The organism is Anaeromyxobacter sp. SG66 (assembly GCF_022690805.1).
Classification (GTDB): domain Bacteria; phylum Myxococcota; class Myxococcia; order Myxococcales; family Anaeromyxobacteraceae; genus Anaeromyxobacter; species Anaeromyxobacter soli.
Genome location: NZ_JALCZC010000017.1, coordinates 44094 through 66653 on the forward strand (window position 1 = coordinate 44094; position 22560 = coordinate 66653).

General features: G+C 75.1%; 17 protein-coding genes. 12 read left to right on the plus strand and 5 right to left on the minus strand.

Annotated features, from left to right (window positions below; genetic code table 11):
- Positions 1-299: 299 nt before the first annotated feature.
- Complete coding sequence (gene mazG / locus MNZ39_RS07655) at positions 300-1157, minus strand: nucleoside triphosphate pyrophosphohydrolase (RefSeq protein WP_242336950.1); 858 nt, start codon at positions 1155-1157, stop codon at positions 300-302.
- 50 nt (positions 1158-1207) lie between these two features.
- On the opposite strand from mazG, the gene MNZ39_RS07660 reads away from it, so the two are divergent.
- From MNZ39_RS07660 to prfB, 8 genes are all read left to right on the plus strand, one after another.
- Entirely contained in the window at positions 1208-3340 is a 2133-nt protein-coding gene (locus MNZ39_RS07660) for a tetratricopeptide repeat protein (RefSeq protein WP_242336954.1), read from the plus strand.
- An 11-nt stretch (positions 3341-3351) separates the two neighbouring features.
- Entirely contained in the window at positions 3352-4548 is a 1197-nt protein-coding gene (locus MNZ39_RS07665; protein ID WP_242336956.1) for a DUF4388 domain-containing protein, read from the plus strand.
- An 89-nt stretch (positions 4549-4637) separates the two neighbouring features.
- Complete coding sequence (locus tag MNZ39_RS07670; RefSeq protein ID WP_242336960.1) at positions 4638-5714, plus strand: PhoH family protein; 1077 nt, start codon at positions 4638-4640, stop codon at positions 5712-5714.
- 99 nt (positions 5715-5813) lie between these two features.
- Positions 5814-8159, plus strand: coding sequence for an HD family phosphohydrolase (locus MNZ39_RS07675; RefSeq protein WP_242336963.1), 2346 nt, complete (start codon positions 5814-5816; stop codon positions 8157-8159).
- Positions 8156-8740 (plus strand): rRNA maturation RNase YbeY, encoded by a 585-nt coding sequence (gene ybeY, locus MNZ39_RS07680; RefSeq protein ID WP_242336966.1) that lies wholly within the window; start codon positions 8156-8158, stop codon positions 8738-8740. The genes MNZ39_RS07675 and ybeY overlap by 4 nt, the downstream gene beginning before the upstream one ends.
- Positions 8737-9018 carry a CopG family transcriptional regulator gene (locus MNZ39_RS07685; protein ID WP_242336970.1) on the plus strand — a complete coding sequence of 94 codons (282 nt, stop codon included), beginning with the start codon at positions 8737-8739 and terminating at the stop codon, positions 9016-9018. Before ybeY ends, MNZ39_RS07685 begins: the two co-directional genes overlap by 4 nt.
- A 60-nt stretch (positions 9019-9078) precedes the next feature.
- The gene (gene lnt / locus MNZ39_RS07690; RefSeq protein WP_242336973.1) at positions 9079-10836 is read left to right on the plus strand and encodes an apolipoprotein N-acyltransferase; all 1758 of its coding nucleotides are present in this window, start codon (positions 9079-9081) and stop codon (positions 10834-10836) included.
- 20 nt (positions 10837-10856) lie between these two features.
- Positions 10857-11976 (plus strand): peptide chain release factor 2 gene (prfB, locus tag MNZ39_RS07695; RefSeq protein ID WP_242336976.1). Its coding sequence is split into 2 segments (ribosomal slippage): positions 10857-10925 and positions 10927-11976, totalling 1119 coding nucleotides; the frame shifts between segments, so codons are not numbered across the junction.
- Between the two features lie 93 nt (positions 11977-12069).
- On the opposite strand, the gene MNZ39_RS24855 is transcribed toward prfB, so the two are convergent.
- Positions 12070-12960 (minus strand): PilZ domain-containing protein, encoded by an 891-nt coding sequence (locus MNZ39_RS24855; RefSeq protein WP_242336979.1) that lies wholly within the window; start codon positions 12958-12960, stop codon positions 12070-12072.
- Complete coding sequence (locus tag MNZ39_RS07705) at positions 12957-14069, minus strand: type IV pilus twitching motility protein PilT (RefSeq protein WP_242336982.1); 1113 nt, start codon at positions 14067-14069, stop codon at positions 12957-12959. The genes MNZ39_RS24855 and MNZ39_RS07705 overlap by 4 nt, the downstream gene beginning before the upstream one ends.
- Positions 14070-14284: 215 nt before the next feature.
- On the opposite strand from MNZ39_RS07705, the gene MNZ39_RS24860 reads away from it, so the two are divergent.
- The 3 genes from MNZ39_RS24860 to MNZ39_RS07720 all read left to right on the plus strand — a co-directional run bounded on the left by MNZ39_RS24860 (position 14285) and on the right by MNZ39_RS07720 (position 18978).
- Positions 14285-15358, plus strand: a complete 1074-nt coding sequence (locus MNZ39_RS24860) for a glycosyltransferase family 4 protein (protein ID WP_242336985.1) — start codon at positions 14285-14287, stop codon at positions 15356-15358.
- On the plus strand, positions 15337-17592 hold the full coding sequence (locus MNZ39_RS07715) for a glycogen debranching N-terminal domain-containing protein (protein ID WP_242336988.1): 2256 nt from the start codon (positions 15337-15339) through the stop codon (positions 17590-17592). Before MNZ39_RS24860 ends, MNZ39_RS07715 begins: the two co-directional genes overlap by 22 nt.
- A 480-nt stretch (positions 17593-18072) precedes the next feature.
- On the plus strand, positions 18073-18978 hold the full coding sequence (locus MNZ39_RS07720) for a MoxR family ATPase (protein WP_242336991.1): 906 nt from the start codon (positions 18073-18075) through the stop codon (positions 18976-18978).
- A gap of 145 nt (positions 18979-19123) precedes the next feature.
- On the opposite strand, the gene MNZ39_RS07725 is transcribed toward MNZ39_RS07720, so the two are convergent.
- A complete protein-coding gene (locus MNZ39_RS07725) occupies positions 19124-19867 on the minus strand; it encodes a metallophosphoesterase (protein WP_242336993.1) in 744 nt (247 codons plus the stop codon).
- 40 nt (positions 19868-19907) lie between these two features.
- Positions 19908-20468: a hypothetical protein gene (locus tag MNZ39_RS07730; RefSeq protein ID WP_242336996.1), complete on the minus strand. Its 561-nt coding sequence runs from the start codon at positions 20466-20468 to the stop codon at positions 19908-19910.
- Positions 20469-20688: 220 nt separating this feature from the next.
- Here MNZ39_RS07730 and MNZ39_RS07735 point away from each other — a divergent pair.
- On the plus strand, positions 20689-22560 hold a 1872-nt coding region (locus tag MNZ39_RS07735), incomplete at its 3' end, for a response regulator (RefSeq protein WP_242336999.1).

Below are 22560 nucleotides of genomic sequence, written 5' to 3' on the forward strand. Positions count from 1 at the left end.
GGGCGGCGCGGCAGAGCGCAGCGGCGGTCGCACGCGCCCTTCTCCTGCAACCACCCGCGCATTACCCGAACGGCTGTCCCACGTCGGGTGCGGGTCTGGGAGACACAGGGGGAGGAGAGTTATCCACCGGCGGCGAAGAAGCGGGAATCCTCGCGGGTCACTTGACTCCCGGATGTGGACGTTCGTGGGTGTGTCCAAGGACAAGCGACCGGAATCACACAGGTTCGCGACCGCCGCAAAATGCAGCAGAGCCCGCCGCACCCGCGAAAATCCGCCTTCCGAGGGGGCTGCCCACAGACTTATCCACGTTCTTTCCCCAAACCCTGTGGCGGCTCGGTGACGGCCGGATCGGCTGGCGATTTCGCCTTGGCCTCCAAGATCTTCGCCTCGTTCCAGAGGGCGTCCATCTCGTCGAGGGAGGCGCCGCCGTGGGGCACGCCGCGGCGCGCGAGCTCGCGCTCGATGTGGGAAAAGCGCGCTATGAAGCGAGCGACCGTCCCCCGAAGGGCCTCCTCTGCAGGTATCCCGAGCTTGCGGGACAGGTTCGCGGCGGCGAAGAGGACGTCCCCCAGCTCGTGCTCGATCGCGTCGCGGTCGCCCGAGGCGATCGCCTGGTCGAGCTCGCCGATCTCCTCCGAGAGCTTCTCTCTCGCGCCGCCCGCGTCCGGCCAGTCGAAGCCGACGCGGCTCGCCTTCTCGGTGAGCCGGTCCGCGCGGGCGAGCGCCGGCATCTCCCGCGGCACGCCCTCGAGCACGCTCTCGCCGCGCCCCTTCGCGCGCTTCTCCTCGCGCTTCAGCGCCGCCCACTGCCGGAGCACGTCGTCCGCGTCCTTCACCGCGACGTCGCCGAACACGTGAGGGTGGCGCGACACGAGCTTGTTCGAGATGGCGTTCGCGACGTCTGCGAAGTCGAACTGGCCCTGCTCGCGCGTGAGCTGCGCCTGGAACACGATCTGGAGGAGGAGGTCGCCGAGCTCCTCACAGTGCTCCCGGGCGTCGCCCGCGTCGATCGCCTCGAGCACCTCGTACGTCTCCTCGAGCACGTAAGGCCGGAGGCTCCGCAGCGTCTGCTCGCGATCCCACGGGCAGCCTCCGGGTCCGCGTAGCCGCTCCATGATCCCGAGGAGACGTTCGATCGCATCGGTGGCGCGCGACATGGTCGCGTCTTCTTAGCCCAGGAGCGGGCGTGCTAGCATCCCGTTCTCGCGTGGCCCACCGCGGATCGCCCATCCTCCTCGTCGCGCTCCTCTCGCTCGCCGCGCCGGTCCTCGCCGCCGCGCAGCTCGCGCCCCCGAGGCTCGTCGTGGAGGGGGAGGAGACGGCCGAGGAGGCCGTGCCCACGCTGGTGCCGCCCGCGCCCGCCGCTGCGCGGCCTGCCGGAGGCGGGACGCTCTCCACTCCCGGAGCGGCCGGCTCGGCGCAGCGGTCCCCGCCCGTCCCGGCCGACGTGCCGCCCTCCGACGCGTCCGTCCGCCCCGGCCCGAGCGCCGCTCCGCCCCCTGCGTCGGAGGTGCGCCTGCCGCCGGCGGAGCGCGCGCGGCGCATCGTGCCCGTCTCGACCACCTACGCCCAGCTCATGCGGCGCTGGGCGGAGCGGCGGGACGCGCTCCGCGACGGAGATCCCGCCCGCGCCGACGCGGCGGCCGAGGCGCTGCTCGGCGCGCAGCGCGAGCTCGGGATCGAGAACCTCGTCCCGCTCGCGGTCGCCGAGACGCGCGCCGTCTCGCGCGCGCTCGCGTCGGACCTCGTCGCCGAGGCCGTGGCCCACGCCCAGCTCGCGGTCGCGCTCGCGCCGGACCTGCCGGACGCGCACCTCGCGCTCGCGCTCGCGCGGCTCGCCGAGGCGCCGGGCCGGGCCGCGCCCGTCGCGGGCGCGCTGCGCGACACCGCGGTCGCCGCCGCCCGCGATCCGCAGACGCGGCGCGCGTTCCTGGCCGACGTCCTCGCGGCGGCGCTCGCGGCGGCGATCACGAGCGCCGTCGCGGTGCTCGTCCTCCTGCTGGCGCGACGCCTCCCCCTGCTCGTCCACGACTTCCATCACCTCCCGCTCGTGCGCGGGACCGCGCGCGTCCAGGCCGGCTTCCTCGCGATCGTCCTGCTCCTGGCGCCGCTCGCGTTCGGGCTCGGGCCCCTCGTCGCGCTCGCGGTGCTGGCGCTCGCCGCCTGGCCCTACCTCGCGCGCGCGGAGCGCGCCGTGGCGACCGCGGCGCTCGCGGCCCTGCTCGCGGTGCCGTGGGCCTCCGGGGCGGCGGCGCGCGCGACCGCCTGGACCGGCACGCTCGCGGAGCGGGTCCAGGCGGTGGAGCACGGGGCGGCCTCCGACGAGGACGCCGCCGCGCTCGAGGCGGCCGCCGGCGAGCCCGCCCCGGCGGTGGTCCACGCCGCCCTGGGGAGGTTCGCGAAGCGGCGCGGCGACCTCGCCGGTGCGCTCCGGCACTACCGCGCGGCGGCCGCCGCCGACGAGCGCGCTCCGGAGCTCTCGGTGAACCTCGGCAACGCGCTGTTCCTCGCGGGCGATCTCGAGGGCGCGCGGGCCGCGTACCTCGCCGCGTCGGACCGCGCGGCGGGCGACCCGCTCGTGCAGGGCGCCGCGAGCTACGGGCTCTCGAAGCTCTACCTGCGCACCGCGGAGATGGACCGCAGCGCGGCCGCCCGCGAGAAGGCGGAGGCGCAGGCCGGCGCGTTCCTGCGGGCGCGCGGCTCGGACGACGACTTCTCGGCGAACCGCTGGCTCGTCGATCTGCCCATCCCGGAGGGCCGCCTCGCGGCGCTCGCGAACGCCGACGGGGCCGCGGGGCGCGTGCGCGCGTGGGCGGAGGCGCGGCTCGCCGGGACGCTCCCGCGCGCGGCGCTCCCCTGGGCGGGGGTCGGGTTCCTCGCGGCGCTGTGGCTCCTCTCGGCGCTCGCCCCGCGCCTCGGCCCCTCGCGCGCGTGCGAGGGCTGCGGCGGGGCCGCGTGCCGCCGCTGCGGGCCTGCGTCGGACGTCCGCTGCGGCCAGTGCGTGAACGCCTTCGAGCGGCGCGGCCTCGTCGACGCCCGCGACCGGCTCCGCAAGGAGGCGCAGATCCGGCGCCACGCCCGCCTCTCCGCGCTCTCGGCCCGCATCCTCGCGCTCGTGGGCGGCGGCGCGGGCCCGCTCTGGAGCGGCGCGCCGGTGCGCGGGGCGCTGCTCCTCCTCGCGCTCCTGTTCCTCGGGTTCGTGGTCTGGTTCTGGCGCGGCGTCCTGCCCCCGCCCGAGGCGACGCCCTGGGTGCTCGCGGGCAAGCTCGCCGTCGCGGCGCCGCTCGCGCTCCTCGCGTGGGGGCTCGCGGTGCGCGACGCGTTCCGCCGCACGCGCTGAGGGAGACGGCGATGGCGCTCACCGGGACCCTCAAGGACTTCGGCATCGCGGAGATCCTCCAGCTCATCGGCCAGCAGGCCAAGACGGGCGTGCTCCACCTTCGCGGGAGCGGCGACGAGATCCGCATCGCCCTCGCCGACGGCTGCGTCGTCCACGCCGAGTCGGCGGGCCGCAAGTCGCGCGAGCGCCTCGGGACCCTGCTCGTCCGCGCCGGGCTCGTGAGCCCGGACGGCCTCCAGCACGCGCTCGAGGTCCAGAAGCGCAGCCTGCGCCGGCTCGGCGACGTCCTCGTCGAGGAGGGGCTCGTCTCGACGGCGGCGCTGAAGGAGATGACGGCGCTGCAGACCACCGAGACGGTCTACCGGCTCTTCCACTGGAAGAGCGGGACGTACGCGTTCGAGCCGGGCGAGGTGGAGTGGGACCGCGCGACCGTCACGCCGCTCCGCGCCGAGTCGGTCCTGATGGAGGGGTTCCGCCAGGTCGACGAGTGGCCGATGATCCGCAAGCGGATCACCTCCACCGCGATGACGTTCGAGCGGCTCCGGCCGCTCGGCGCCGAGCGCGGGGCCGGCGCGGGCTCCGCGCCCGCCGGCGGCGACGACGTGGACGCGGCGTTCGACGCGTTCGGCGAGGAGCCCGTCGAGCGGAAGGGCGAGTTCGCGAGCCTGGGCCCGAACGAGCGGCGCGTCCACGCGCTCGCCGAGCCGGGGCGGCCCGTCGAGGAGATCGTCGACCTCTCGCGCCTGGGCGAGTTCGAGACGTGCAAGGCGCTCCTCGCCCTCGTGAACCTCGGCTACCTGGCGCCGATCGCCCCGGCGCGCCGGACCTCCGCCGTGGGCGTGTACGGGCGGGAAGGGTGGGGCAGCCGCCTGCGCCGCGCCGCGGTCCGCGTGGTCGCGACGGTGGCCCTCGCCGCGGCGCTCGCCGGGATCGCGACCTGGGTCGACGCGCGCGGCCTCGCCGCGCAGGCGAGCGCCGAGGTGGCGGACGACGCCGGCCGGCGGTTCCTCGCGCGCGCCCAGGCGTCCCGGCTGCGGAGCGCGCTCGAGATCTACCGCGTGGAGCGCGGCGAGTACCCGCCGTCCCTCTCCGCCCTCGTGGAGGCGGACCTCGCCTCCGCGCGCGATCTTCGCCACCCGTGGCCGGTCGAGTGGTACTACCGCCGGACGGTCGAGGGCCGCTTCGTGCTCCTGCCCCCCGTGGAGTAGCCACCTCCTCCGCGTGCCGGCCGGGGCCGCGGCGGTTATCGTGCGATCGAGGACCGCGACGTACAAACGCGCGGCCCCGGAGGAGACGCTTGGTTCAGACCGCGGCGGAACCGCTGAAGACGGCACGGCTCGACTTCCCGGACAACGACAAGGTTCGCGCGCTCTGCGGCGCGCACAGCGAGCACCTGAAGCTCATCGAGCGCCGCCTCGGCGTGCAGCTCGGCCTGCGCGGCGGACAGATCGTGGTGGCGGCGCCGGAGGAGGCGCGCGTGAAGGTGGCCGAGGGGCTCGTGCGCGAGCTGTACGGGCTCGTCGAGGACGGCTATCCCCTCTACCTCGAGGACGTCGACCAGGCCACGAAGCTCGCCGGCCAGGGCGTGCCGCTCAAGGAGGTCTTCGGCGACACCGTCTTCGTCTCCTCGCGCCACCGGATCATCACGCCGAAGGGGCTCGCGCAGAAGCGATACATCCAGGCGATCCGCGATCACGACATCGTGTTCGGCATCGGCCCCGCCGGCACCGGCAAGACCTACCTCGCCATGGCGATGGCGGTGTCGTTCCTCGTGGAGCGCAAGGTGAAGCGCATCGTGCTCACGCGGCCGGCGGTGGAGGCGGGCGAGAAGCTCGGCTTCCTGCCCGGAGACATCGCGGAGAAGGTGAACCCGTACCTGCGCCCGCTCCACGACGCCCTGTTCGACATGGTGGACTACGAGAAGGCGACGGCCTTCATGGAGCGCGGGACGGTCGAGGTCGCGCCGCTCGCGTTCATGCGCGGCCGCACCCTCAACGACGCATTCATCATCCTCGACGAGGCGCAGAACACGACCGAGGAGCAGATGAAGATGTTCCTCACGCGCCTCGGCTACGGCTCGAAGGCGGTCGTCACCGGCGACGTCACGCAGGTGGACCTGCCGTCCGGGCGCGGCTCGGGGCTCATCGAGGTCCAGAAGGTGCTGCGCGGCGTGGAGGGCGTCGGCTTCTGCCAGTTCAGCGAGGTGGACGTGGTCCGCCACCCGCTCGTGCAGGAGGTGGTCCGCGCCTACGACGTGTTCGAGGCGGAGCGGCGCGCGCGCGCCGAGGCGGCGAAGGCGGAGCGGGAGCGGCCCACCGCGCCGGCCCAGGCGCAGCCGGCCGGGAACGCCGACCGGACGGGCGCCGGCGAGTAGGACCCCGGGCGGGGGAAGCCTACCGGGGGCCTGGAAGGTTCCATCGGGGACACCGGACCCGGTTGCCAGGGGGCTCCCCCGGTGCGAGGCTGCGCGCCTGTGCCCGAACCGACCGAAGTCTCCACGACCCAGCCGCCCGTGCAGGCTGCCGCCGGGCCGCTCGCCGAGCGGCGCGTCGACTGGCTCGGGCGCATCATGCGCCTCGGGCTCGTCCTCCTCATCGCGACTGCCGCAGGGCTCCTGCTCGCGCCGTTCGCCGCGCACCGGCTCCCGGGCCCCGACGCGCTGGGCTCCCCGGCGCCGGTCACCATCAAGGCGGATCGGGACTACGACATCGTGGACGCGGAGGCGACCGCGCGCCGCCGCGCCGAGGCCGCCGCCGCCGAGCGGACGGTCTACGACCACGACTCCGGCGCCGCCGACGAGGCGGTCGCCCGCATCCACGCCGCGTTCGAGCTCATGCGGGGCGAGGAGGCCGCCCTCCGCGACACGCCCGCCGCCCGCGACGCCCGCGAGCTGGAGCGGCGCTACGCCGCCCAGCGCGACGCGTTCGTCTCGCGGCTCCAGGTGCTCGTCCGCGACGAGGACGTGGCGGCCCTCACGCAGGCCCGGTTCTCCGAGGCGGTCGAGCACGATCTGGCGGCGCTCGCGCAGAAGGGGCTCGAGGGGCTCGTCGTCGAGGACGCGAAGCTCCTCCCCGCGGGGCGGGACCCGGCCTTCGCGCTGCGCACCTTCGGCGACGGCGCGCTGCGCGGAGAGCGCACGCTCTCCGACGTCTCCCTGGTCCGCACCGTGGAGAAGGCGCGCGAGGAGGTCGCGCGGACCGCGGCGGCGCGGCTCCAGCACGAGCCGCCTGCCCTGCGCGCCGCCATCGCGCGGCTCTCGACGGCCATGGTCCGGCCGACCCTCGTCCACAACCAGGCCGAGACGGAGCGGCGGAAGTCGGAGGCCGCCGCCCGCGTGAAGCCGGTCGTCATCCCGGTGAAGCGGGGCGAGAAGATCATCGGCGACGGGGAGCGGATCGAGGCGCGGCACCTCGTCGTGCTCGACGGGATGCGCGCGCAGCGCCAGGACGAGGACATCACGCACGTCCGCCTGGGCGGCGGCGCGCTCGTCGGCCTCCTCGTCGTCCTGCTCTGGGGCTACGCGCGCCGGAACTTCCCGGGCTTCCGCCCCGCGCGCCGCGACGCGATCCTCATGGCGGGTCTCCTCCTCGGGACCCTGGCGCTGGGGTTCCTCGGCTTCACCGTCGCGGACGCGCTCCACGAGCGGTTCCCGCTCCTGCCGCGGCCGTCGCTGCACTACCTCGTGCCGTTCGCGGCGGGCGCCATGATCGTGCGGCAGGTGCTCGCCGCGGAGACCGCGCTCCTCTTCTCGCTCGCGGCGGGGCTCTCGGCGGGGCTCCTCGCCGGGCAGTCGATGTCGTTCGCCGTCTACGCGACGCTCACCTCGCTCGCGGCCGCGGGGCTCGTGCCGGGGAGCCGCGACCGGGCGGGCCTGTTCCGCGCGGGCCTCGCCGTGGGCGTCGTCGGCGTCGCCGTGACCGTCGCGATCGGCCTCCACGGGGGGAAGGGCGCGGCGGAGATCCTGGTCGCCGCCGGCGCCGCCCTGGCCGGCGGGGCGCTGCTCTTGCCCGTCGCCGTGGTGGGGATCCTGCCCGCCGTCGAGGGGCTCTTCGGCTACGTCACCGACGTGAAGCTCCTCGAGCTCGCGAACCTGAACCACCCCGCGCTGAAGGAGCTCATCGTCCAGGCGCCGGGGACGTACCACCACGCGATCCTGATGGGCTCGATGGTGGAGGCGGCGGCGCAGGCCATCGGCGCGAACCCCCTGCTCGCCAAGGTGTGCGCCTACTACCACGACCTCGGGAAGATCCGGAACCCGGTCTACTTCGCCGAGAACCAGCGCGGCGAGAACCGCCACGACGCCCTCGCGCCCAGCATGAGCGCGCTCATCATCAAGCGGCACGTGACGGACGGCCTCGAGCTCGCGCGCCAGTGGCGGCTCCCCAAGGTGGTCGCGGACGCGATCCCGCAGCACCAGGGGACGCGGCTCGTCGGCTACTTCTGGGCGCGCGCGCTGAAGATGGCCGCCGAGGGGCGGGGGGCCCCGCCGGACGAGGCGCTCTTCCGCTACGCGGGGCCGAAGCCGCAGAGCCGCGAGGCGGCGCTCGTCATGATCGCCGACTCCTGCGAGGCCTCGTCGCGCGCGCTGCCCGAGCCCACCGAGGCGGCGCTGCGGGCGCTCGTGTCGAAGCGGGTGAACGAGATCTTCAGCGAGGGCCAGCTCGACGAGTGCGAGCTCACCCTCCGCGACCTCAACGCGATCGCGGGCGCGATGGTGAGCGCCCTCGAGGCCATCTACCACACGCGGCCGGCGTACCCGGCGCGCTCCGGCGAGGAGCCGAGCACGCCGCCCGCCATCCAGGTCGTCTCCCGCCCGTGACCGTCCGGCTCGCCACCGAGCACCCGCGCGGGCGCGCCGCCGCGCGCCGCCTGCGCGCCCGCGCCGCCGCCTACCTCGCCGCCGTCGGGCGCGGCGAGGCGGAGCTCTCCGTCCTCCTCGTCACGGACCGGCGCATCCGGATCCTCAACCGGGAGTGGCGCGGCAAGGACGCGGCCACCGACGTGCTGTCGTTCCCGCAGAGCGAGCCGCCGGGGAATGGGCCGCTCCTGGGCGACGTGGTAATCTCGCTCGACACCGCCGCCCGGAGGGCGCGCCAGGAGCGGCGGGCGGTCGGCGCGGAGCTCGACCGTTACCTCGCACACGGGCTCCTCCACCTGCTCGGTTACGACCACGAGCGGCCCGCCGACGCGAGGCGCATGGCGCGCAAGGAGGCGGAGCTCGCGCGCGCCGAGGGGCTCGTCGGCGCGGCGCTCCGGGAGGGCGGCCGGCCCACGCGCGGCGCCCCGGAGACCGAGACTTCATGGACCCGTTCGCCGACATCGACCTCGACTCAGAGTCGGTCTGGCTCGACGGCGCGTGGTACACGCGCGAGGACCTCGCGCACCGCATCAAGGAGATGATCGAGGCCGGTGACTTCCGCGTCTCGCGGCCGAGCCAGGCGCTCGAGCGGCTGGAGGCGGCCCTCGCCCAGGCGCGCATCGTCACCGTCCGCATGCCGGCCGATCTCGCGGACGCGGTGGGCACGACCGCCACGCGGCTCGGTCGCCCGGTCGGTCACCTCGTGCGCGAGGCGGTCGCCTACTACCTCGCCGCCGCGGCCGCCTACGTCGCCGGGCAGGACGCGCCCGCCGCCGCACCCGAGGACGAGCCCGCGGAGGCGAGCGGGCGGCGTCGCTAGGCCACGAGTTGCGCCGCGCCGCCCGGCGCGGCAAGAACAACCTCGATCGCACGGATCCCGATGAAGCGCGCTCTCCCGTACCTCGCCGCGGTGGCCTCCGGCGCCGCCCTGGCGCTCGCCTTGCCGCTCGTCGTCCCGTTCCTCTCCATCCGGCAGGTGGATCCCGCGGGCTGGCTCGAGCCCGTGGCGTGGTTCGCGCTCGTGCCCGCGCTGCTCGCGCTCCGGGGGGCGCCCTCGGCGCGCGCCGCGGCCCTCCGCGGCCTCGTGGCCGGCCTCGGCTACTTCTACGTCGCCATCTACTGGGTCTCGAACGCCATGACCGAGTTCGGGGGGCTCTCCCTCGGGCTTTCGTTCGTCGCGCTCACGCTGCTCGTGCTCTACATGGCCGCCCACTGGGCGGCGGCGTTCGCCGTCGCCTGGACGATCCGGGCGCGGCTCGGCTGGCCGCTCCACCTGCACCTCCCGCTCGTGTGGGCCGCGTTCGAGCTGTCGCGGAACTACCTGTTCTCCGGCTTCCCGTGGGCGAACGTCGGCTACACGCAGGTGCGGACCCTGCCCGTGGCCCAGCTCGCCGCGCTGGCCGGCGTCTACGCCCTCGCGGCGGTGGTGGTGCTCGTGAACGCGGTGATCGCCGAGGCGATCGCCGCGCGCCGCGAGGGGCGGCCCCTGCCGCGCCGGGCGGTGGTCGCGACGGCGGCCCTGCTCGCCCTGGTCGTGGCGCACGGCGAGCTCAGGCTGCGCCACGTGCGGGCGCGGATGGCCGAGGCGCCGAAGCTCACCGTCGGGATCGTCCAGCCGAACGTGAACCAGTCGGTGAAGAACCGGGCGCGCGACAACTTCGACTACATCCTCGACCGCCTCGTCCCCCTCACCGTCGAGGCGGACCGCCGCGGCGCGGATCTCGTCGCCTGGCCGGAGTCGGCGTACCCGATGTACCTCTCGCCCGGGGTGCGCTCGCTCGCGCTGCCCGGCTACGAGCTGCCGGTCCTGTCGCACGCGCACCTGCTCCTGGGCGCCGCGACCATCGAGCGGCTGCGCGGGGAGGGCGGCGAGCGCGTCTCGCGCGTGGGCAACGTGAACCTGCTCCTCACGCCGCGGCTCGAGGTCCTCGGCGGCTACCAGAAGCACCACCTGGTGCCCTTCGGCGAGTACGTCCCGCTCCAGGAGTGGCTGCCGTTCCTGAAGCAGGTCGTGCCGAGCTTCGCGCCTTCCGCGCCGGGAGCGGAGCTCGCGGTCCTCGCGTTCCCCGCGCCGGGCGGGCAGGCGGTGCCCGACCCCGCGCCGGAGGGGCGCAGCGCCGGCGCCGCGCTGGGCCTCGTCGCGCCCGCGCGCGCGGCGGAGCCGGCCGCGCCGGGCGACTCGGTGCGCCTCGCCCCCATGATCTGCTTCGACGCCATCTTCCCCGAGATCAACGTCGCCTTCGCGCGCCAGCCGCTCGAGCCGGAGCTGCTCGTGAACTCCACGAACGACGCCTGGTACGGCTACTCGTCGGGGCCGTACCAGTTCCTCGACATCGTGCGGATGCGGGCGATCGAGGCGGGCAAGGCCGTCGTGCGGCCCGCCTACGCCGGCGTCTCGGCGGTGCTCCTCCCCACCGGCGAGCTCGCGCCGGGCGCGCTGGAGATCGGGCCCGTCGATCTCGATCGCGCCCCCCATCCCGACGAGCCCGCGCGCCTCCTCCTCGCCGAGGTCCCGCGCTTGCGCGGGCGCACCCCCTACACTACAGTCGGCGACCTCTTCGCCTACGCGAGCGCGCTCTTCACCGTGGCGGCGCTCGCGGCCGCGCTCCGCGCCGGCCGTCGCCCCGCGCGGACGTAGCGAGACGCCCGAGGACACCCATGGCCGGACCGACGAACGAACGCATCGCGGAGCTCACCCGTCGCCTGGAGGCGCTCCGGGGGTCGCTTTGACGTCGACCGCAAGCAGCGGCGGGTCGAGGAGATCTCCAAGCTCTCCGAGGACGGCGCGTTCTGGTCGGACGCCGCCAAGGCGCAGGCGCTCCTCAAGGAGAAGGCCCAGCTCGAGGCGGTGACGGGGGGCTATGGCCGCGTGCGCCGCGGGCTCGACGACGCGGAGGCGCTCGCCGAGCTCGCCGAGGAGGCGCGCGACGAGGCCACCCGCGCCGAGGCGGCGCAGCACTGCGAGGTCGTGGCGAAGGACCTCGAGGCCCTCGAGTTCCAGCGGATGCTCTCCGGGGAGCACGACCGCGCCGGCGCGATCGTCGAGGTGAAGAGCGGCGCGGGCGGCGTCGAGGCCATGGACTGGGCCGCGATGCTGTACCGGATGTACATGCGCTACTGCGAGCGTCGAGGCTGGGCGGTCGAGCCCGCCGACCTCGTGGCGGGCGAGGAGGCCGGCATCTCGCAGGCCTCCTTCATCGCGCGCGGCGACTTCGCCTACGGCTTCATGAAGGCGGAGCGCGGCGTGCACCGGCTCGTCCGGATCAGCCCCTTCGACCAGGCCGCGCGCCGGCAGACGAGCTTCGCGGCGGTGGACGTGACGCCGGAGATCGACGACGACATCGTCGTCGACATCAAGGAGGCGGACGTCCGGGTGGACACCTACCGCTCCTCGGGCGCGGGCGGGCAGAAGGTGAACAAGACCGACTCGGCGGTCCGCCTCACGCACATCCCGACCGGGCTCGTCGTCGCGGTCCAGAACGAGCGCTCGCAGCAGAAGAACCGCAACGTCGCCTGGAAGATCCTGCGCGCGAAGCTCTACGACCTCGAGGAGAAGAAGCGCGCCGAGGCCCGCGACGTCGTCGAGGCGGCCAAGAAGGACATCGACTTCGGCTCGCAGATCCGCAGCTACGTCCTGCAGCCGTACCGGATGGTGAAGGATCTCCGGACCGGCGTGGAGACGGGCAAGGTGGACGACGTGCTGGACGGCGACCTCGACGGCTTCATCCAGCCCTACCTGCTGGGCGTGAGGCGCACGGATCGTCCGGTGGACGACTAGGTCAGGGCGCCGCGGCGGCCGTCCTCGCCCGTCGCGCCGGCGGGTTCGCGCCGCGGGATCCGAGAGCTCCCGGTGCGGCCCCGGGCGGCGCGGCTACTGCGGGGAATAGACGATCGGCTGGCGCGCCAGCACGAAGCGGTCGATCGCGTCGACCGCCCAGCCCGGCAGGTTGAAGAGCTTCACGCCGCAGCCGGTCGGCTGGCGGCCGATGGTCGCGCTCTTCTCGCGGACGAACGCGACCTCGCCCTCGAGGTCGATCCGGCGCCCGTCGGCGAGGCCGAGCCTCACCTGGAGCCGCGTGCCGGTGGGGGGCGGCATGGCCGTGGCGATGAAGACGCCGCCCGAGTCCACCCGCCGCGTCGGCCCGACGTAGAAGTTGTGCTCCGAGACGAGGCTCACCGTCACCTCGACGCGGGTCGGGACGGGGCGCGAGCGCGGCTCGTCCACGAGCTCCTCGTCGATGAGCGCCATCAGATCGACGGGGCTCGTGCGCGGGCGTGGCGCCGCGAGGGGCCCCGCCGCGTCGGCGAGGGAGTGCGTGGGCGCTGGCGCCGGCGCCGGGCGCTGGGCGGGCGAGGGGGACGACACGGCGCCGGGCGGGACCGCGCCGATGGTCCGCTCCACCACGACGAGCGGGCGGGAGAGCACCTCCGCGCGGGCCAGCGCGCGCTCGGCGCCCGCCACCGCGGCGAGCGGCTCGACCACCTCCCGCGAGGGCGCCACCATCACGACGCGCACCCCGACCTTGGCGGTGTTCGCCGCGGTGGAGAGCGCGGGCCCCCAGCTCCCGTCGGGCGCGGCGGGCAGGAGCAGCACGAGCACGTGCGGCGCGACCGCGCGCACGATCGCCTCCAGCTCGGCGGGGCCGGGCATGCAGTGGATCGCGTAGCCCGCCCGCTCGAGGTGCAGGTGGAGCGCGATCGAGACGTCCGCGTCCGAGCCGACCACGAGGACGCGCGACGCCGCTGGTGCGGCGAGGGTCACGCGGTGCGGCCCCCCGTCTCCATCAGGATCCGCCGCTCCAGGTCGGCGCGGTTCGTGGCGTTCGCGAGCGCGCTGTCGAGCGAGATGTGCTTCGACTCGTGGAGCCGGTACAGGTACTGGTCGAAGCTGTTCATCCCGAGATCCGAGCCGGCGGTCTCCATGTAGCTCTTGAGCTCGGTGATCTTGGAGCGGTCGCGGATGAGCTCGCGGACCGTGCTCGTCGCGAGCAGCGCCTCCACCGCGGGGATGAGGCCCGCCGCGTCGGCGCGCATGAGGAGCCGCAGCGCCACCACCGCCTGGAGGTTGTCGGCGAGCCGGGCGCGCACCGTGTCCTGCTCCTCGGCCGGGAACAGCCCGACGAGCCGGTTCACCGCGCGGGGGACGTCGGGGGTGTGGAGGGAGGTGATGACGAGGTGGCCGGTCTCGGCGGCCTTCAGGCAGATGTCGGCCGCCTCGCGGTCGCGCAGCTCGCCCACCATGATGATGTCGGGGTCCTGCCGGAGCGCGGCGCGCAGCGCGTCGGTGTAGCTCGCGGTGTCCGAGCCGACCTCGCGCTGGATGACGAGCCCCTTCCCGCCGGGGAAGATGAACTCGATGGGATCCTCCACCGTCACGACGTGGAGCCGCTCCTGCTGGATGATGAAGTTGATGAGCGCGGCGATCGTGGTGGACTTCCCGTTCCCGGTCGCGCCGGTGACGCAGACGAGCCCGCGCCGCGCCTCCGCGATCGTGCGGACCACGGGCGGCAGGTTCAGCGTCTCGAAGTCGGGGATCTGGAACGGGATGGTGCGCATCACCGCGCCCCAGCTCCCGCGCTGCTTGAAGATCGAGGCGCGGAAGCGGGAGACGCCGGGCAGGGAGTAGCTGCGGTCCACCTCGCGGAAGTCGAGGGGCGTGAACCCCGAGCCGGGCGCCCCCAGGACGAAGTTCGCGATCGCCTCCGTGTCGGCGTGCGTGAGGGGCGGATACTTCGCGGCGAGCAGCTCGCCGAACACGCGGTACGTCGGCGGGTAGCCGACCTCGAAGTGGACGTCGCTCGCCTGCCGCTTCACCGCGAGCTGCAGGAACGAATGGAACATCTCCTCGCTGAGCGGACCCTGGCCATCCATGGCGGGCGAGTCTACCCGCGCCCCGGGCGAGCGGCCAATCGCGTGCTCGCGGAAGAGCGCGCCGGAGATGTCGTCGGCGCGCCTACCATTGGGCGCCCGCGCGCACCCGGGAAGCGCGCCGGGCGGCCGTGGCTCGCGCGGGGGAGCGGGCCCGCGCCCGGCGTGCGCCGCCCCGGTGCGTGGCCCCGGCGCCGGGCGCGGCCTACCGTGTGGAGGTGCGCATCGCGATCGTCTCGACCCCCTTCGTCCCCGTTCCTCCCCCGGCGTACGGCGGGACGGAGCTCGTCGTCCACGCGCTCTACCGCGCCCTCGCCCGCGCAGGCCACGACGTCACCGTCTTCGCGACGGGCGACTCGACCGCCCGCGGCGTGCGCGCCTTCTTCGAGCGCGCCGTGTGGCCGCCCGATCCCTACTCCGAGATCCTCCACTGCCGCTTCGCCGCGCAGGAGATCGCCGCGGGCGGCTACGACGTGGTGCACGCGAACGTCCCCGCCATGCTCGCCTTCGCCGACGAGCTGCGCCCGCCGATGGTCTACACCCTGCACCACGCGCTCGAGCCCACCCTGGCGCGCTTCTACGAGCGCGTCGAGGGCGTACGCCTGGTCGCCATCTCGGAGCGGCAGGCGGAGCTCGCGCGGCCCGCGCCGCACGACGTCGTCCACCACGGGCTCGATCCGGAGCTGTACCCCGTCGCCGGCACGGGCGGGGGCGGAGCGTTCTTCCTCGGGCGGCTCTCCTGGTGCAAGGCGCCGGAGGTCGCGATCGAGGCTGCGGCGCGGGCCGGCGTCCCCATCACCGTGGCCGGCGCCATCCACGGCGACGCCGCGCCGGAGGGCTGGCGAGAGCGCGTGCTCGCGCCCGCGCTCCGGCGGCCACACGTGAGCTGGGTGCGCGAGGCCGATCTCGCCGCCAAGCGCCGCCTCTTCGCGACCTCGCGCGCCTTGCTCGTCCCGCTGCGCTGGGACGAGCCGTTCGGGCTCGTGATGATCGAGGCCGCGCTCGCGGGGTGCCCCGTCATCGCGTCGCCCAGCGGCGCGGCGCCGGAGATCGTCGAGGACGGCGAGACCGGCTTCCTGGTCCGCTCGGAGCGCGAGATGGCGGCCGCGCTGCGGCGGGTCGGCGCGCTCGACCGCCGGGCCATCCAGGCCCGGGCGCGGCACCGCTTCGGGGCCGATCGGATGGCGGCCGGGTACCTCGCCGTGTATCGCGCCGCGATCGCCGAGCGCATGCGCCTGCGGCTCGGCGGGGCGCCCGCGGCGGAGGACGGATGGACGACGCTCGCGCAGTGAGCCTCGCGCGACCGGAGGACCTGCTCGGCTACTCGGACCCCTCGACGCAGCCCGAGGCGACGGGGGTCGACAAGCTCGTCCTGAAGCGCGGCAACCTCTTCCTGGTGGCCAACCGGCTTGGGGACGTGGCGCCGGCGGGCGCCCGCGACCTCGGGCTCTTCCTCACCGACACGCGCCACCTCTCCTCGTGGAAGCTCTCGGTGAAGGGCGGGCCGCCCCTCTGCCTGTCGTCCCAGGTGTCGCCCGAGTACGTCGCCCAGATCGACTTCACCGTCACGAGCCTGCACGAGGGGGATCTCCTCGGGCGCGAGCCGCTGAACTACGTCCACCTGCGGCGCGACCAGATCATCGACGACGTCTTCCTCGAGCGCATCGTCCTCACGAACTTCCTCGACCGCCCCATCGCCTTCTGGATCGAGATGTGCTGGGCTGCGGACTTCGCGGACGTCTTCGAGATCCGCGGCGCCCAGCGCGCGGCGCGCGGCACCTACGAGGTCCCGCGCGTGGAGAAGGACCGCGCGATCCTGCGCTACGACGGGCGCGACGGGCGCGGGTACGCGACGGAGATCCGGCTGGAGGGGCTGCGGGCGGACGGCCCCGCGCGCCTCTCGCGCATGGGGGGCCGGGGCGCGCGGGTGGATCTCCACCTCGAGCCGGCCGGCAAGGTCGAGCTGTCGTTCGTCGTCGCGGCGGGGATCGAGCGCGGTCCGGCGGCCGGCCGGAGGGGGCGCGACGAGGACCGCGAGGTGCCCCGCGGCCCGTCCGCGTCGTTCGACGCGCGCGCCCGCGCGACCCGCGACGCCTACGACTCGTGGGAGCGCGGCGCGACGCACTTCCGCTCGTCGAACGATCTCTTCGACCTCGCGCTCCACAACGCCGTCGCCGACCTGAAGGCGCTGCGCGTCTACCACTTCGGCGAGCCGGTCATCTCGGCGGGGATCCCCTGGTACACCTGCCCGTTCGGCCGGGACGCGCTCATCACGGGCTACGAGGCGATGCTCGCCGCGCCCGAGGTGGCGCGCGACGCGCTCCGCTTCCTCGCGCGCCTGCAGGGCACGATCGACGATCCCGAGCGCGACGAGGAGCCGGGGAAGATCCCCCACGAGATCCGCTTCGGCGAGATGGCGGCGGCGGGCGAGGTGCCGCACTCGCCGTACTACGGCTCGGCGGACGCGACCCCGCTCTTCCTCGTGGTGCTCGACGAGTACGACCGCTGGACGGGGGATCGGGCCACCGTCGAGGCGCTCCTCCCGGCCGCCGAGCGCGCGCTCGGGTGGCTCGACCGCGCCGCCGATCCGGCGCGCGGCGGCCTCGTGGAGTACGCGCGCCGCACGCCGAAGGGCCTGCGCAACCAGGGCTGGAAGGACAGCCACGACGGCGTACCGTTCGCGGACGGCCGCCCCGCCGAGCCGCCCATCGCGCTCGTGGAGGTGCAGGGCTACGCCGTGGACGCGCGCCGCCGGATGGCCGGGCTCTACCGGCGCCTCGGCCGCGACGCGGACGCGGAGCGGCTCCTGGCGATCGCGAACGCGCACGCGGACGCGATCGAGGCGCGCTTCTGGATGGAACGGGCGGGCACCTACGCGATCGCGCTCGACCGCGAAGGACGCCAGGTGGACGCGGTCACCTCGAACCCCGGCCACCTGCTCTTCTCCGGCGCGGCGGCGCCGGACCGCGCGCGGCGCGTCGTCGCCTCGCTGCTCGACGAGCGCATGTGGAGCGGGTGGGGGATCCGCACGCTCGGCGCGGGGCAGCCGGCGTACAACCCGCTGAGCTACCACAACGGCACCGTCTGGCCGCACGACAACGCGCTCTGCGCGATGGGCATGAGCGCCTACGGCGAGGTGGAGCGCGCCGGGGAGGTGCTCACCGGGCTCTGGCAGGCGGCGCAGCACTTCCGCCTGCTCCGGTTCCCGGAGCTGTTCTGCGGGCTCGGCCGCGACGGCGGCCGCTTCCCGGTCCACTACCCGGTCGCCTGCTCGCCGCAGGCCTGGTCGTCGGCCGCGTGGTTCCTCCTCGTCCGCGCGGTGCTGGGGCTCTTTCCGGACGCGCACGCCCAGACGCTCCACGTCCGGTTCCCGTGGCTGCCGCCCTGGCTCGACGAGCTCACGCTCGAGGGCGTGCGCGTGGGCGCCGCGCGCGCGACGCTGCGCTTCCTCCGCGGGCCCAAGTCCGCCTACGCGGAGGTGGTGGACGTGGAGGGCGGACCGCTGCGGGTGCGCATCGAGGTGTGAGCCTTCACCCGCGCGCACGAAAAGCGAGAGGCCGCGGGTGTGCCCCGCGGCCTCTCCAGCTTTTTGGCGCGTGGGCGCCCGACTAGGATTCTCCGCCAGACGCCTCACTCGAGACGAACGGCGGGGGCAGGAGTCGAGCGTCCGACCACGCATCGACGAGGACGTGAGACGGGAGGTGGGCCCTGCAGTTCGAGCGTTTGGGCTGGAGCTTCTTCATGGCAGGGTCCTCGGTCGGCCTCCGGCGGGACTCGAGTGCGTACCTGTTCAATCGGCGTGCCGTAGGGCCTCCAAGGCGAATCACTCCTGGAATCAAAGACTTGTGGAAAACCCGCGCGGGCCGCGGCTGTAATTCTGACGGTTCCCGGCAACGCCAGGGTGTAGCGAACCCCGGTAACATGACCGGTCGGATGCTCGATCGTGCCCGCGCCCGCCCTATAAGGAATGGCGCCGTGGAGCGCGTGAGCCGCGCTGCGAGGAGCCATGTTCGCGACCATCGAAGAAGCCGCCGAGAAGCTCGCGGGCGCCGGCTACCTGCCTTCGCGCGAGATCGCGACCGCCGTATTCCTGGCCGACCGGCTCGAGAAGCCCATCCTCGTCGAGGGGCCGGCCGGCGTGGGCAAGACGGCGCTCGCCCGGGCGTTCGCGCAGGCGTCGGGCCGCTCCCTCATCCGGCTCCAGTGCTACGAGGGGCTCGACGAGTCGAAGGCGCTCTACGAGTGGGAGTACGCGAAGCAGCTCCTGTTCACGCAGCTCCTCCGCGAGCGGATCGGGGAGGCGATGTCAGGCGCGGAGTCGCTCGCCGAGGCGGCGGATCGCATCGCGGGGGAGGGCAACGTCTTCTTCAGCGAGCGGTTCCTGCTGCCGCGGCCGGTGCTGCGGGCCATCACGAGCGAGGAGCCGGCGCTCCTGCTCGTGGACGAGATCGACAAGGCGGATCCCGAGCTCGAGGCGTTCCTGCTCGAGGTGCTCTCGGAGTGGACCGTGACCGTGCCGGAGATCGGCACCGTCCGTGCGCGCCAGGTGCCCCGCGTGGTGCTCACGTCCAACGCGGCGCGCGACCTCTCCGACGCCCTCAAGCGCCGCTGCCTCCACCTGCACATCGACTTCCCCTCGCGCGAGCGGGAGCTCGCCATCGTCCGCGCCAAGGTGCCGGAGGCCACGGAGGCGCTCGCGCGCGCCGTGGTGTCGGCGGTGGGGAAGCTCCGTACGCTCGACCTCAAGAAGCCGCCCTCGATCGCGGAGACGCTCGACTGGATCCGCGCGCTCGCCGTGCTGAACGCGACGGAGCTCGACGCGACGCTGCTCGACGAGACCCTGAACCTCGTCCTCAAGTACGAGGCCGATCTCGCCCGCGCGCGCGAGCGGCGCGGGGAGTGGCTGATCTAACGGGGGCTGCGCCCCCGCCCCACCGACGGCTGACCGCCGTCGGCCGGGGCCCCACCCCTGCTCGCCGGGTCCCGTGCGCCGCCGCGTGGCGGCTTCGCCGCGAACGCGCCGGCGCCCCGGCGGGCTCGCTTCGCTCGCGTGTCGCTCAAGCCCCGGCGGCGGATCCCCCGCCCTGCATGCGCGAGGGCACCTGGACGATCTCCTCTCCCGGCAGGACGAGCGCGGTGAGGCGACCGCCGTAGACGCAGCCGGTGTCGAGGCCGAGGCACCTCACGCCGGCCTCGCTCAGGTCGCGCGTCGGCTCGGCGAGGCTCTGCGGGTGGTGGCCGTAGACGACGCGCTCGGGCCCCGTCCAGGCCTCCGCCCAGCGCCGCACCCCGGGCTCGCCCGCGTCGCCGCGCACGCGCCCCACCGGACGGCCCGCGGCGTCGACGTAGCGCAGCCGGACCATCCAGTCGGGCGGCTGCGCCGCGATGGGCATCCCCGGCAGGAACCCGGCGTGCACCGCCACCCAGCCGTCGCCGAGCGCGATGGTCCGCGGCAGCGCGGCCAGCCAGGCGAGGTCGTCCTTCGCGAGCGCCGCGTGCTGGGCGGCCCGGCGCGGATCGAAGCGCACCGGGTTCTGGTGGCGGTGGTCCGAGCGCCGGCGCGCCTCGTGCGCCGCGAAGCGGAGGTGCTTCTCCTCGTGGTTGCCGAGGACCGACTCGGCCCGCAGCTCCCGCGCCCGCCGGAGGACGCCCACCGGGTCGGGGCCTCGATCCAGCAGGTCGCCGAGCAGGACGAGCCGGTCCCGTCCGCGCGCGAAGCCGGCGGCCCGGAGCAGGTCGTCGAGCTCGGCGAGGCATCCGTGGACGTCGCCCACGACGAGGGTGCGGCGCGGCGCGGCCATCTCGGGGCGAGTGTAACGCCCGCCCGCCTGGGCGGCGCGATCACCGAGCCGCCGAGGCGGGTTCGTCCCAGTAGCCGGCGTAGGCCGCGATCGCCGCCGCGTCGAACGCGCCACCTGGCCGCCGATCCACGATCCGCCACTCGCCTCCCGCGCGGGCGACGAGGTACTCGCTCACGGTCCGGAGGAGCCTGCGGGCGTCGGCGGCGGGGTCGAGGTAACGCTCCTCGACCGTCACGACGGCGGTCGCGCGAGGGCCGCGGCGGACGGCGAGGAGCTGGAAGGAGTCGAGCACGTGGGCCCGCGCGGCGTCGCGCCAGAACGCCAGTGGGTGGGGCTCGCCCGCCGCGTCCTTGCGCTCGAGCTCGGCCCTCGTACGGGGTGCGATGAGGCGTGTCGCCGCTGAGTACTCCCCGGCGCGAGCCGGCACGGCGGCGCCCGCGCGGAGCGGCCCGCGGGGTCCGGCGAGGCGTACCTCGTCCAGGTAGTGCAGGACGACGCGCGCGGGGCCGCGCAGGAGGTTCTCTCTCGGGGCGGCCCCCGAGGGCGCGAGCGCGGGCGAGGTGGTGAGCGCGAGCGCGACGAGGAGGGCCGATGTGGTCATGGGTCGTCCCGCCCTGGCGTCCCAGGGCGCCCGGACACGTTCGGTCGCCGGGTGCGCCCCCGCAATCCGCGCGCGGGGCGCCCGCGCGCAGACGCCCCGCGAGACCCTCCTCGGTCGGCGCTCGCCCGTTCGGCGCGGCGGGAGGCGATGGCTAGATTGGCGGACGACACCGGCCTATGCTCGGTGACCGCGCGGGAGTCCTCTCGCGACCTGCCCACACATGGAACAGAAGCGCGTCCTCATCGTCGAGCCGGACAACGCCTTCGCGCTCTCGCTCGCCTCGCTCTACCGGCAAGACGGCTGCGGCACGCGGATCGTCGCGAGCGCCGGCGAGGCCGAGCTCGAGATCGCCACCCGCCGTCCCGACCTCGTCGTGGCCCGCGCGGAGCTGCCCGACCTCTCCGGGTTCTCGCTCTGCGCGCGGCTCCGGCACGATCGCACGACCGCCGGCCTGCCCGTCCTCCTCTACTCGTCGGACACCCCCCCGGAGGCGCTCGCGCAGCACGCCCGCACGCCGTGGGCGGCGAACGGCTACCTCGCGATGCCGCTCGACACGGACGCGCTGCGCAAGCTCTCCGCGCGCATCCTCGCCGCGGCCGCCCCGGTGGAGAGCGCGGACGACGCAGTCATCGAGCTCGATGACGGCGACGTGGAGCTCCCCGGCGAGCCGCCGGGCGAGGTCGCCTCCGAGGCGGAGGCCGGGGCCGCCGCGGCGAGCGGCGAGGAGGTCGCCGAGGAGCCCAGCCAGGAGCCCGCGCCCGACCCGGACGCGCCGCCGCCGATGCCCCGCCGCGCCCAGCGGAGCGGCCTCACCGACGAGGACCGGTCGTTCGTCGAGCGCGTGTTCCAGTCCGTGGGGGAGCGGCACGCGCTCGCCGCGGAGGCGGACCGCCGCCCCCCGCAGCGGCGCGAGCTCAGGGAGACTCCCGAGGGGCGCACGCAGCTCCTCCGCGAGGATCTCAAGTGGCGGGAGGCGCAGATCGCCCGGCTCGCCGAGGCGTGGGAAGCGCGCGAGCGCGAGCTTTCGGTGTTCGACGAGCGGCTCCACGACAAGGACGTGGAGCTGCAGGCGCTCCGGGACGAGGTCGAGGATCTCTCGCGCCGGCTCGGCGAGGCGCGCGAGCTCTTCGTCCAGAAGGAGCGCGAGTACGGCGCGTCGATCGACGGGCTGCTCCTCGAGAAGTTCGGGCAGGAGAAGGAGCTCATCGAGGTGGTCGCCGCGAACGAGCGGCGCATCCACGAGCTCGAGCGGGAGGTGGGCGCCGCGGGCGAGGAGCTGCAGGAGCGCGACGCGGCGCTCTCGCGGGCGCGCGCGGAGATCGAGGAGCTCGGCCGCGACGCGCGGGCCGAGCAGCACCGGACCGAGGCCCGGGAGCGCGAGCTGCAGGAGGAGATCTCCCGCCGGACCGACGAGCTCTCCGCCGCCGAGGAGGCGCTCGGCGAGGCGCGCGAGGCGTCGGAGGTCGCGGCCCGGGAGGCGGCGGCGCAGCTCGACGAGGCCGCCGCCCGGAGGCGGGCGCTCGAGGCGGAGCTCGAGCGGACGCGCACCGAGCGCGACGCCGAGGCGCGCTCGCGCGAAGCGGCGCGGGAGGAGAACGAGGCCCGCGTCCGCGCGGTCGAGGTGGAGCGCGAGAAGCAGCGCGCGGACGACGAGAACCGCCGCGCCGCGCTCGAGGTGCGCATCCGCGAGCTCGAGGCCGCCCTCGCCGAGGGGGAGCGCGCGCGCGAGGAGGCGGCGGTCGCCGCCCGCGAGGCGCAGGCCGCGCTCGAGGGGCGCGTGGCGGAGGGCGAGGCGGCCCTCCGCGAGCGCGACGGGCGGCTCAGGCTGCTCGACGACGAGTACCGCCAGTTCCGCGACGCGGCGCGCGGGCGCGAGGAGGAGCTCGGCCGCGAGGCGGAGGAGCGGCTCCAGCGGCTCGGCGAGGTCGAGGGCGCGCTCGAGGCGCTCGCGCAGGCGTCGGCGGAGCGCGAGGGGGAGCTGCGCGCCGAGCTGGAGGGGGCGCAGGCGGCGCTGGAGGAGACGCGCGCGGCGGCGGAGCGCGCGGCGCGCGAGGCGGCCGAGGCCGCCGCAGTGCGGCAGGAGGAGGCGGAG